Annotated in this window: 9 protein-coding genes; 6 read left to right on the top strand and 3 right to left on the bottom strand. The window is 33.9% G+C overall.

Annotated features, from left to right (window positions below):
• Positions 1–6: 6 nt before the first annotated feature.
• Entirely contained in the window at positions 7–765 is a 759-nt protein-coding gene (locus ACFFVB_RS08790; RefSeq protein ID WP_382382350.1) for a copper resistance protein NlpE N-terminal domain-containing protein, read from the top strand.
• 193 nt (positions 766–958) lie between these two features.
• On the opposite strand, the gene ACFFVB_RS08785 is transcribed toward ACFFVB_RS08790, so the two are convergent.
• Complete coding sequence (locus ACFFVB_RS08785; protein ID WP_382382349.1) at positions 959–1,429, bottom strand: hypothetical protein; 471 nt, start codon at positions 1,427–1,429, stop codon at positions 959–961.
• A 341-nt stretch (positions 1,430–1,770) separates the two neighbouring features.
• On the opposite strand from ACFFVB_RS08785, the gene ACFFVB_RS08780 reads away from it, so the two are divergent.
• The 5 genes from ACFFVB_RS08780 to ACFFVB_RS08760 all read left to right on the top strand — a co-directional run bounded on the left by ACFFVB_RS08780 (position 1,771) and on the right by ACFFVB_RS08760 (position 6,727).
• On the top strand, positions 1,771–3,894 hold the full coding sequence (locus tag ACFFVB_RS08780; protein ID WP_382382348.1) for a Tex family protein: 2,124 nt from the start codon (positions 1,771–1,773) through the stop codon (positions 3,892–3,894).
• A gap of 1 nt (position 3,895) precedes the next feature.
• Positions 3,896–4,801: a histone deacetylase family protein gene (locus ACFFVB_RS08775; protein ID WP_382382347.1), complete on the top strand. Its 906-nt coding sequence runs from the start codon at positions 3,896–3,898 to the stop codon at positions 4,799–4,801.
• A gap of 201 nt (positions 4,802–5,002) precedes the next feature.
• Entirely contained in the window at positions 5,003–5,890 is an 888-nt protein-coding gene (locus ACFFVB_RS08770; protein WP_382382346.1) for a DMT family transporter, read from the top strand.
• Positions 5,891–5,947: 57 nt separating this feature from the next.
• Positions 5,948–6,466 (top strand): ferritin, encoded by a 519-nt coding sequence (locus ACFFVB_RS08765; protein WP_382382345.1) that lies wholly within the window; start codon positions 5,948–5,950, stop codon positions 6,464–6,466.
• A 45-nt stretch (positions 6,467–6,511) separates the two neighbouring features.
• Positions 6,512–6,727, top strand: a complete 216-nt coding sequence (locus ACFFVB_RS08760) for a hypothetical protein (protein ID WP_382382344.1) — start codon at positions 6,512–6,514, stop codon at positions 6,725–6,727.
• A gap of 77 nt (positions 6,728–6,804) precedes the next feature.
• Here ACFFVB_RS08760 and ACFFVB_RS08755 read toward each other — a convergent pair whose 3' ends face one another.
• Both ACFFVB_RS08755 and ACFFVB_RS08750 read right to left on the bottom strand, forming a co-directional pair.
• Positions 6,805–8,565, bottom strand: a complete 1,761-nt coding sequence (locus ACFFVB_RS08755) for a RagB/SusD family nutrient uptake outer membrane protein (protein WP_382382343.1) — start codon at positions 8,563–8,565, stop codon at positions 6,805–6,807.
• 9 nt (positions 8,566–8,574) lie between these two features.
• Entirely contained in the window at positions 8,575–12,105 is a 3,531-nt protein-coding gene (locus ACFFVB_RS08750; protein WP_382382342.1) for a SusC/RagA family TonB-linked outer membrane protein, read from the bottom strand.
• Positions 12,106–12,157: the final 52 nt, after the last annotated feature.

Below are 12,157 nucleotides of genomic sequence, written 5' to 3'. Positions count from 1 at the left end.
AATATTATGATAAAGAACGTGCTACCCTTTTTAATGATTGCTGTTATGATTGTAAGTTGTAAAAGCAATAAAGAAGCTTCAACAGCTAACAAAGATAATAGTATGACTAGTTTAGATTGGAATGGTATTTATGTGGGTACAATTCCATGTGCAGATTGCGAAGGCATTAAAACCGTAATTACCTTAAACAACGATTTAACCTTTACTAAGAAAACGCAGTATTTAGGAAAATCGACAGATGTACACACCGAAAATGGTGCATTTACATGGAATAAAGCAGGGAATACGGTGACTTTAAAATCAGACGTAACATATAATTATTTTGTTGGTGAACATATCCTTGCGCGTTTAGACTCAAGCGGAAAGAAAATTACAGGAGATTTAGCCGACAAATACATTTTAAAACAACAAAGCGTAGACGCCTTAAAAGATACACCATGGAAATTGGTTGAACTTAGAGGCAAAGCTGTGGAAAATTCTCAGAAGCAACCGTTTTTAATATTAAGTTCCGATGACAATCGTGTTAGCGGAAACAGCAGTTGTAATGGTTTTGGTGGAGAATACAAGCTTTTAGAAGGTAATCGCATTGCGTTTTCTAAAATCATGCATACCATGATGGCTTGTCAGAATATGACTATTGAAAACGAATTTATGCAGGTTCTAGAAGTTGCAGACAATTACACGCTAGTAAATGGTGTTTTAAACTTAAATAAAGGTCGCATGGCGACTATGGCAAAATTTGAAGTGGACTACTTTGTAAACTAACTTCTTTTTTCATCTTAAAATATATTTTAAAAGACCTCTCAAATTAAAGTTTGAGAGGTCTTTTAATTTCTATCAAGTTGGCTTTATAAAATGAGACTTTTTATACCCAAATCAACCTCATCAAGAAACATATTATTTAATTCTAGCTTCATGCCGAAGTGATTTTTTCGTTATTGTCGTTACGCAATTTCACTTAGTTTATCAATTCCGTAATCAATGTTACAAGAACAAAATAAAGTATAAAGGTCATTATGGATATTCCTATAACCTTCAAGTATTTTGAAGCTTCCGTTCCTTCTTGTCTAAAAATATTAAAATTAGTAATTGCAGCCAAAGCCCCAAGAACTCCACCAACTAAACCTCCCACAAATATTAATAAAATAGGAAGTCCTCCTAAAACATATTGATACCATTTGAGTTTATCTGCTATTAGATTTTTAACACCATTAATTTCTAATGTTGGAATAAAGTCAGGAAATGATGGCTTCGGGAAGGCTTTAACCAAGTCATTCGTTCCGTTTGGTATAAGAAACGGTCTCCCTTTTTCTTTTGATTGTTCAATCTGAACATCATCTTTGAATAATTTAGATTTACCCGTCCAAATTGATGTTTCAATTTCGAAGTTAGAATCTCGAAAGTCAGGTAATTGAAATTTATATTTCATAGCGCACCCAATAGTATTTATTATTAATTTAAATTAGTTAACGTGTTATACTAAATCAAATATAAATGATAATTCAATTGATTTTCTAAAAATCCACATAGGTAAAAATGTTTTTTAATTTCTCCGTATTTCAGTTTTTAAGCGTTGCGTTTTCGCTTAAATTCCCAATCGACATTTTCTAATACCCGTTTTTTAACTCTACTTTTATTCACTGCTTGACGCACTACCCTTTCGAAATAACAAAGAAAAACAACACGTTAATAACATGATTAATTATACATTTATGATTCCTTTTTTCTGACGAACATCCTTATATTTACAGTCCTTTTCAAAATCAATTTATGACTATTTTACAATATATTATTTCCCAAACTCAGCTACCTGAACAAGGTGTTAAAAACACTTTAAATTTATTAAATGAAGACTGTACCATTCCATTCATTTCTCGCTATAGAAAGGAATTAACAGGTCATTTAGATGAAGTTCAGATTGCAGATATTGTAAAACACAAAGATATTTTTGAAGCTTTAGAAAAGCGAAAAGCTACCATTTTAAAAGCACTTGAAGAGCAAGACGTTTTAACTCCTGAACTTCAGAAAAAGATTGAAACGACAATCAATTTAACAACATTAGAAGATTTATATCTACCTTTTAAAAAGAGTAGAAAGACGAAGGCTGAAAAGGCGCGTCAGTTAGGTTTAGAACCTTTGGCGAAGATTATAATGAGTCAGAATGCGAACGACTTAGAAGCGATTGCTTTTAAATATGTAAAAGGTGATGTGTCTTCAGTAGATAATGCTCTGGAAGGTGCACGTCATATTATTTCAGAATGGATAAACGAACGTACAGATGTTAGAAATAACATCCGTTTTCAATTAGAACGTCATGCGACCATTTCAACGAAGGTTGTAAAAACGAAGGCAGATGATGAAAAGGCTCAAAAGTTTAAAGATTATTTCGATTGGACTGAAGCATTAAATCGTATTCCATCACACCGATTATTAGCCATTCTTAGAGCTGAAAAAGAAGGATTTATTCGTGTAAAAATTGAAGTGGATAATGACCATATTCTAGCAAAAATAGAAGATCGCATCATTAAATCCAGAAATGCATGCGCCGATCAGATTTCTTTAGCCATCCAAGATGCTTACAAACGTTTACTGCTTCCGGCATTAACGAATGAAGCTTTACAAATAGCAAAAGACAAAGCCGATGAAGGCGCAATACATGTATTCGCAAAAAACTTAAAACAGTTACTTTTAGGTTCGCCTTTAGGACAAAAACGCATCTTAGCAATCGACCCCGGGTTTAGATCAGGTTGTAAAATTGTATGTTTAGATGCCCAAGGCGATTTAAAACACAACGAAAATATTTATCCGCATCAACCCAAAAATGATAGTGCGGGAGCGATAAGAAGAATAAGTGCACTGGTTGAAACCTATAATATTGAAGCCATTGCCATTGGAAACGGAACCGCTTCAAGAGAAACAGAAACATTAATTCGCAGTATTGAATTTAAAACTGATATTCAGATTTTTGTAGTGAGTGAAGCTGGCGCATCTATTTATTCAGCCTCAAAAATAGCGCGAGACGAATTTCCTAATTACGATGTTACTGTTAGAGGCTCAGTCTCTATTGGTCGTCGATTACAAGATCCGCTAGCAGAACTGGTTAAAATTGATGCCAAATCTATTGGTGTTGGACAGTATCAGCATGATGTCGATCAAAGTAAACTTCAGAAACAATTAGATGTTGTCGTTGAGAATTGTGTAAACGCCGTAGGAGTAAACGTCAATACGGCAAGTACCTCATTATTAAGTTATGTGTCGGGAATCGGACCAAAATTAGCCGAAAACATAGTAAATTACAGAACTGAAAATGGTGCATTTGCAACTCGAGCATCTATAAAAAAAGTACCGCGTTTGGGAGAAAAAGCATTTGAACAAGGTGCAGGGTTCTTACGTATTAAAAAGGCTAAAAACCCGTTAGACGATTCGGCTGTGCATCCGGAACGTTACGCTATTGTTCAAAAAATAGCCAAAGATGCTGGTAAAAGTATTTCAGAATTAATTGGTAATTCGGCAGTACTTCAAAATATAAATCTTAAATCGTATTGTTCAGATTCAGTAGGATTGCCAACACTTCAGGATATTATAAAAGAATTAGAAAAACCAGGTTTAGACATCAGGCAACAGGCCAAAGCTTTTGCTTTTAATCAAGATATAAAAACCATTAACGATGTTAATGAAGGACAGGTATTACCGGGAATTGTAAATAACATTACTAATTTCGGATGTTTTGTAGATATCGGAATCAAAGAAAGTGGACTCATACACGTGTCTAATTTATCGGATAGTTTTGTAAAAGATGTGAACGAGCATGTGAGTTTGCACCAACACATTACAGTAAAAGTATTAGAAGTAGATGTTAAGAGAAAGCGTATTCAGCTAAAATTGGAGAAGTAATATGCTAAAAATCGCTTATCATCCCATATATAATCATCCGCTTCCAAAAGGACATCGGTTTCCTATGGAAAAATATGAGCTTTTGAAATTGCAATTAATCTACGAAGGAACGTCTACAGAAGAAAATTTCTTCGAACCAGAACGTCTAGAAAACCATAAGCACATCTTAGCTGTTCATGATGCTGAATATTTTTACGACTTATTAAACATAACATTGAGCCATCAGGCGGCACTTAAAATTGGTTTTTTATTAAGTGAACGCTTAATAGCACGAGAAATATGTATCGTTTCTGGCACATTAAAGGCTACAGAATATGCTTTACAATACGGTATTGCCATGAATATTGCTGGAGGCACACATCATGCCTACTCTTCTCACGGTGAAGGGTTTTGTATGCTAAACGACCAAGCCATTGCAGCCATGCATTTGTTGAATAAAAATATAGCAAAACGTATTCTTATAATAGATTTAGACGTGCATCAAGGTAACGGAACAGCCGAAATATTTCAAAACGAACCGCGTGTATTTACCTTTTCTATGCATGGAAAAAACAATTATCCGTTTGAAAAAGAACAGAGTGATCTAGATATTGAATTAGATGATAATACAAACGACGAAACCTATTTAGACCTTCTAAAAAACACCTTACCCAAATTAATTACGGAACACCAACCAGATTTTATATTTTACCAATGTGGCGTAGACGTTATCGCTTCAGATAAGTTAGGTAAACTAGGACTTTCCATAGCAGGTTGCAAAGCCAGAGATCGGTTTGTTTTAGAAACCTGTAAAACACTTACTATTCCAGTTATGTGCAGTATGGGAGGAGGTTACACTCCCGAAATTAAAAAGATTATAGAGGCACATTCGAATACGTATAGAGTGGCTCAGGAACTTTATTTTTAATCAGTTTGATAATGTGATTTTACTTGTGTACGACCTTATTAATAGCCTCATTACAATCTAAATATTTACTTCGAAATCTAGATTAAACAGAGTAATCCTCTTGTATTTTAAATAAGCAAAGAGCTATCATATTTTATCCCATTTAGAATATTTATAATCAAGTTATTGCGTACTTTTGCCGCCCCTTAATTTTTTAATGATATGACAAAACCTAGAATTGCACTCGTTATAGGTATTATTTGTATTTCTATCTTCCCCGTATTGGTTCGCCTAAGTTTAACTCCGGGATTAATCTCGGCATTTTACCGCATGCTTTTCGCTTCGGTTATTATTTTACCCTATGTATTAATTACGAACAAACTTAAGATTCCTTCTAAAAAAATGCTAGTATTAGCATCGGTGTGTGGAGTAGTTTTTGGCTTAGACGTTGGTGTGTGGAATATTGCTATTCAGGAATCTTCGGCAACACAAGCAACACTTTTAACAAACTTGTCTCCTGTTTGGGTAGGAATAGGCGCCTTTCTGTTTTTAAAAGACAAACCGTTACGTAATTTCTGGATTGGTACTGTCATTGCGATTATAGGAATGATAACATTAGTGGGCGTTCAGTTTTTTATAAAATTAGATTTCGATCTTGCTTTCTTTTTTGCCATTCTCTCTGGCATGTTGTATGCCGTCTATATGTTAACCAGTAAATTTGTTTTAGAAGAAACCGATGTTTTAACTTTTATGACTGTAAGTGTAGTCTCTTCGGCGATAGCTTTAGGCGTATTAAGTTTTGCGATGGGCGAACCATTTTCTGGATTTTCGAATACAGGTTGGGGTGTTTTAGTGATACAAGGTTTGGTATGTCAGCTTCTCGCTTGGTTACTTATAAGCTACGCTACAAAATACATGAGGGCAACGCGAGTTTCTGTAAGTTTATTAGGACAAGCGATTTTAGCATCTATTTTAGCTTGGATTTTTCTTAACGAAACCATTACGCTACAGATGGTTATAGGTGGAATAATTTTACTTTTTGGTATTCGCATTACGTTTTACACCAAACAAATTTCGTTATTTAGAATGCCTAAAAAAGCAAAATCTTAAGAATTTTAATTTAAAATTGAATTGAATTATCTATAACTTTACTAAAAATCAAAAAATATGTTATCAAAAAAAATAGAAGAAGTATTAAATAATCAAATTAGGATTGAAGCTGAATCTTCTCAGATATATTTAGCTATGGCTTGTTGGGCCGAAGTAAAAGGATTAGAAGGGATTGCTAACTTTATGTATAAGCAATCTGATGAAGAGCGCGAACACATGCTAAAACTGATTAAATTTATAAACGAGCGAGGTGGACACGCATTTATCTCGGAATTAAAAGCTCCTGATGTTTCATTTAAATCGTTTAAAGAAATGTTTGAAATGTTATTTGAACATGAAATTTTTGTTAGTGAAAGCATCAACGAACTTGTTCATATTTCTTTAGAGCAAAAAGATTACGCGACTCACAATTTCTTACAGTGGTATGTTTCTGAGCAAATTGAAGAAGAAGCTATGGCAAGAACAATCTTGGATAAGATTAATTTAATTGGCGACGATAAAGGTGGATTATATTTATTTGATAGAGATATTAATCAACTTACCGTAAGCACAGCCTCTACCATGAGTCCTGAGTAAATTTTAACACTTAATCTTATTTAGATTAAGTAAAAATAATTATTTTTGAAGCCTAAACCATTAGTAACATTTGTTTTGGGCAAGAAAAAAGAACTTAAGTTAAAGAAGAAAGAGCTTAAAAAAGCAAAATCCGTTTTGTTAGATGCAGGTTTTAAAATCGCCGATAAATGCAAAACAAAATGTTGTGATAAGTATTTGAAATCTGAAAAGAAACGTTGTGGCAAATGCCCATGTTTCGATTTACTTCAGAAAGTTGCATAAATATAAAAAGCCTCAAAATTAAAATTTTGAGGCTTTTCTGTTTTGATATATTAATTTTAACTGTTTCTCACAAACAATTAAGGAAGTGTTGGATCAAACGCTCCACCCCATCCAATATTCTGTTCTAATTTTTCATTTCTGTTTAATACTTGTTGTTGAATAGGAAAGAAATAATAGCTCTCAGGTAGAGAACTTTCCTGTACACCTGAACGCGGAACTTGTAATATACTATATTGAAAATTTGTTTCCTTCAAGTCATATGTATCTGCTAAATCTTGTGCCGTTCCGATCTCCATTTCATTCATATCTGATTCAATAGCAATAGCTTCAACCCCTTCTTTTATAGTTCCATCAAGCCTATCTAGTTTTCTAAGTCTTCTTAAGTCCCAAAAACGGTGTCCTTCAAAACAAAACTCGATATTCTTTTCAGCTAATATAGCTTCTCTAACATCTTCTCTACTAATCGCATCAATTCCATAGTTTTCATTAATACCAGGTTCTATACCTGCTCTTTCCCTAATTTCTCTAAGAATTTTCAATGCCATAGCAGAATCTCCTGTTTCATTTGCTGTTTCAGCATAATTAAACATTACCTCCGCAAAACGCATTACAACATAATCTAAATCGTATTGTTCTACTTCAGATTGAGTTAAATTAAGTAAGCTGTTCTTTAAAATAAAGAATCCGGTATAACGATCTAAATTAGTCGAATTAGTGTTTGCATTAGGATTGATTCCAAAGTCATCTAATTCATGCGCTATTCCTAAAGATGTATATTGTCTTTTACCTATTTTCCCTGAAACTTCATAAATTTTCCCATTCCAAACTATAGATTTCTCAAATCTAGGATCTCTATTTTCCCAGTAATTTTGAAGAAAATCTTCATCGGACATATTGTAGTTACTAAGCGGATCATTATAAAGTCTCCCGTCTTTCATAGGAAATTCTTTTACAAATTCCCATGTTGGACACGCATTTGCTGTTCCTCTACTTTCAGAACCCGGGCGCACCCCATTATCCCATGAAGCAATTTTATTTGGATAAGAATTTATAACAGAAAATATAACCTCATTATTTCGTTCCTCCAGTGCGATATTAGAATAATCTTCTACAAGTCCGTAACCTTGACCAAGTAGCGATTCATATGCCGCTTTATTTGCAGCGTTAGCCTTCTCCCAATACACATTATCCCAAGGGTTAGAAGGATTAAACTGAGGAGAAGCCATATATAGAAGTACTTTTGCTTTAAAAGCCAGTACAAAGTTTGCATCTATTTTTCCGTAATCTGACGATGTTGATAAAATATGGTCAGGAAGCAGTTCCATAGCTTTATTGAGGTCTTCTTCAATATAATCGAAACATTCCTTAGTCGAATTTCTAGCTACATATAAATCATCTTCATATCTATCTTGTGGCTCCTTGATATATGGCACACCTCCATGATAAGTAACCATATTGAAATAAGAATATGCTCTCATAAAGAGCGCCTGTCCTGCAATATTATCTTTTACCGACTGCGAAAGGGTTCCATTCTCAACATCAATTATCGCCTGATTCAAGAGGCGAATATTAGAATAATCCCAACTTTTAAAACTTGTGTTTGAGATGGTCACTCTATCTTTATACCACTCTATTCCTGCTAATTGCCCACTTAATCTATCTGCTCCTGTATCCCAATTACCAAACATAGGATATAGATTTACCATGTAAGCATTAGCTAAATTTTCGTCGTTCCAAACAGCTTCAGGGCTGTAGTTATTTATGTCTTCTATGTCGAGTACCTCTGAACAACTCGCCAATAAAATAAAAAGTAAAAATATATTTATTAGTTTTTTCATTTCGTTCTATTAAAATTTAAAGTTCATACCAATGGAATAAGATTTCATAACGGGATAAGAATCGTAATTTTTCTGTTCCGGATCGTGGAATTCAGTCATATCTGAAATAGCAAATAAATTGGTTCCATTTAGAAAAATCTTCACACTAGAAACACCAATATTATTAAGAAGATTTTGTGGTAAGGTATACCCCAAATTTAGATTTTTAAGTCTTAAGTAGGATCCGTTATAGATCCAAAAGGAAGATGATCCTGTTCCTGATTCATTCCAGTTTTTCCCAACAACTCTTGGGTATTGCGCATCGGGATTTTCGGGAGTCCAAACATCATCCGCCCAAATAGGGTAATAAGGTCGTACAGTCCCTCCATATTGTCTAATCCCTGCTCCTTCTGCGTTGCTTATAATACGGTCGTAATCGCTTACACCTTGAAAATGGGCATCTAAAGTAAAGTTCCCTAAAGCTAAATTAAAACCAAAACCATAGTTTATTCTTGGAGCGGCCTTATTAGAAAGTAATTGATAGTCATTCTCATCAATTTTACCATCTGGAGTTGAAGAATAACCATCTCCTCTTATATCTTCAAAATAAAGTCCTCCTAAATAAGGAGTTCTACCAAATTGAGTAAATCCATCCGCTAGCAATTCATCCAACTGTTCTTGAGAACGCACTATACCTAAAGATTTTAAACCAAATATTCGATTTATAGACTGTCCGATTTGTGACTCTGATTCTCTAAGTCCGCCTGCTTCAAATATGGGATCTTGATCAATTTTGTCCCATTGATCTTTTGCATAACCTAAATTTCCATAAATAGAATATTTAAAGTTACTGTTTTCAGAAAAATCTCGCCACATTATAGATAATTCTCCTCCTTTCCAGGATCTTTCAGCATAATTTTCTGGTGCTAAAGATTGACCATAATTATCTGGAAGGGTTACCAATCTAGAGCCCAAAATATCCACTTCTTTTTTATTAAAAACATCAATAGATCCTAAAAGTTTTCTATTGATAAACTCAAAATCAAAACCTAAATTATATGTTGTTGAAGTGGACCAGGTAAGATTAGGATTAGGCGTTGCTCCAGGTCCGATACCACTATATAAGTTATTTCCAAAAATATAACTTCCATTGTTTTGATACGTACTTGCAAAAGAAAATGGAGATATACTATTATTATCGACATCTAAATCGTTACCTGTTGTACCGTAAGAAACCCTCAATTTAAGTTCGTCTATCCAACTTGTGTCGGTCATAAAAGACTCTTCTGAAATTCTCCACGCTCCAGAAAAAGAGGGAAAAAAGCCCCAACGTCCTTTTTCAGGAAATAAAGTATTCCCATCGTATCTAAATGAAAATTCCGCAATATATCGTTCTTTAAAATTATAATTAGCTCTCCCTATTATAGATTGTCTAGCACCTATTTCTTCATACCCTCGACCATATCTTCTTTCAGCATCTGTAGAATAAACGAAGTCTTGATCATAAGTTGTCACTGGATCCTCAGCTTTTGCATAAGCGCCATATAAGCCATTTTCAGCCTGTTCAAATACAACCATAGCATTAACACCGTGATTTCCAAAGGTATTCTTATAATTTATAAACCAATCTGCCTGGTATTCCCAAGATGTACTTATATCATAACTTAAAAACTCTTGATTCTGACTGAATGTAAACGTGTTGATTTTATCAGGATCTGGAGCACCTGGAATAAATCTATTTCCATCAGGATCTGCCTGATTAAAAACATAGTTATCTTGAAAAGTTAAAAAATGCTTTCGCATATAATCCTCTGCCAAATAACTTCCTACAATTTTAGTGGATAATCCTGGTAATATATCACTTAAATCAATATCTAAAGAGAGTATAGAATTAAGCTGTCTATTCTTCGTATTTATATATCTATCTCCAATAATTTGATCGATAACGCTCCAAGCCAACCAGCTACCCATAGGGGTTTGAACGGGATAGTCTGTAACTTCATTACTTGGAGTACCATTAACATCCGTATAAAAAGGATACGTTTTTGGCCAGTTAAAAGTCGTACGATAAAGATCGGAAACATCATAATCATCGTCCGAAGAAAATGGCCAGTAAAATCGATCATGATTTTGTTGACTTGCTCCAATATTTAAATCTAAAGTGATTCTTTTAGAGATTTTAGCAGAGACATTCGAGCGAAGATTAAACTTATCGTAATCGAGACCTTTAAATGACCCCTCTTGACTACGGTAGCTGGCTAAAGCGTAGTACGTGACTGTTTCACTTCCCCCAGACACACTCATAGAATAATCTACACTTGTTGGGTTTTGCCAAATAAAATCGTTTACATTATAACTTCGATCTTCAAAATAATCAAATTCTTCCTGTCCATTTGGAGGGGTAGTCCCATTAAATTCTGCTACCCGATTTTGATAAATTAATTCATCTGTAGACGTTGTTAAATCTGAAAGAAGAGTCTGAGTTGTCCGTGATGTTTCATAAGAGGTTTGAAAATTAAACACTGCTTTTTGCTTGACTCCTTTTTTTGTGGTAACCAAGACAACACCATTACCCGCTTGTGAACCATATATAGAAGCTGTAGCAGCATCTTTTAAAAAGCTTAATTGATCTACTTCGTTGGCATTAAGAGCATCAAAGGCTTCCTTATCTCTTACGATACCATCGATTACATATAATGGTTCTCCAAAACTACCTCTAATCCTAATGCTTGAAGACGCACCAGATAAACCTGAAGTATTCGTTATATTTACCCCTGGAGCTCGACCAGCTAGAGCATTTGATAAATTACTAGTTGGTATTTCGTTCAAATCCTCTGTTTTTATAGAGGTTATGGCCCCGGTAAGAGTCACTTTTTTTTGCTTTCCATAACCCACAAGTACAATTTCCTCTAATCCTGAAGCACTTTCCGCCATAATTACATTTATTTGGGTTTCTCCATTTAAAGTAATGTTTTGGGTTGCAAACCCTAGATAATAAAACTCTAGAGTGGCATTTAAATTAGTCACCTTAAGCGTAAAATTACCATCAAAATCACTTAGAGTCCCATTAGAAGTTCCCTTTTCAGCAATATTTGCTCCTGGTAACGGAACCCCTTTTTCATCTTTAACAGTTCCTTTTATCTCAAAACTTTGAGGTGTTAAAACGTTACTCTGCTTTGATATATTGGTTTGTAATAGTGGTTTACTTCGCAAAACAATCTGTTTACCGTATATTTTATATCCTAGATTTATTTTAGAAAGAAGATCCTCTAAAACTTTTGATAAAGGTTTTTCTGATACTTTAATAGTTACTATCTCGTTATAACCAACCTCGTTGTCTTTATAAATAAACTTATACTCTGTAAGTTTTTCAATTTGGTTTAAAACCTTTTCAAGATTTACATTTTCAAAGTTTAAAGTAATCTTAGTATCTGGACCAGATGGGGTCTTTGCATAAATTTGGAATAAGGATAAAACAAGAAGTATGGCACTAAGTTTTATTTTTAAATTATAGCATAATTGATTAGGAATGTATTTCCTTTTAATAATTTCTTTTTTCATTACTTTTGTGGTTCTTTAAGTGGTTAGGTAATTCGACCACACCTTAAATCGG

This window comes from Formosa undariae, assembly GCF_042427615.1.
Lineage (GTDB): Bacteria > Bacteroidota > Bacteroidia > Flavobacteriales > Flavobacteriaceae > Formosa > Formosa undariae.
Note: the sequence above shows the minus strand (reverse complement) of the source record. Positions and strands in the feature narration are given on the sequence as shown.

What these genes read in the sequence shown, in the direction of transcription:
- ACFFVB_RS08790 (WP_382382350.1), top strand. Translation starts at nt 7, where the DNA reads ATGATAAAGAACGTGCTACCCTTTTTAATGATTGCTGTTATGATTGTA.
- ACFFVB_RS08785 (WP_382382349.1), bottom strand. Translation starts at nt 1,429, where the DNA reads ATGAAATATAAATTTCAATTACCTGACTTTCGAGATTCTAACTTCGAA.
- ACFFVB_RS08780 (WP_382382348.1), top strand. Translation starts at nt 1,771, where the DNA reads ATGACTATTTTACAATATATTATTTCCCAAACTCAGCTACCTGAACAA.
- ACFFVB_RS08775 (WP_382382347.1), top strand. Translation starts at nt 3,896, where the DNA reads ATGCTAAAAATCGCTTATCATCCCATATATAATCATCCGCTTCCAAAA.
- ACFFVB_RS08770 (WP_382382346.1), top strand. Translation starts at nt 5,003, where the DNA reads ATGACAAAACCTAGAATTGCACTCGTTATAGGTATTATTTGTATTTCT.
- ACFFVB_RS08765 (WP_382382345.1), top strand. Translation starts at nt 5,948, where the DNA reads ATGTTATCAAAAAAAATAGAAGAAGTATTAAATAATCAAATTAGGATT.
- ACFFVB_RS08755 (WP_382382343.1), bottom strand. Translation starts at nt 8,565, where the DNA reads ATGAAAAAACTAATAAATATATTTTTACTTTTTATTTTATTGGCGAGT.
- ACFFVB_RS08750 (WP_382382342.1), bottom strand. Translation starts at nt 12,105, where the DNA reads ATGAAAAAAGAAATTATTAAAAGGAAATACATTCCTAATCAATTATGC.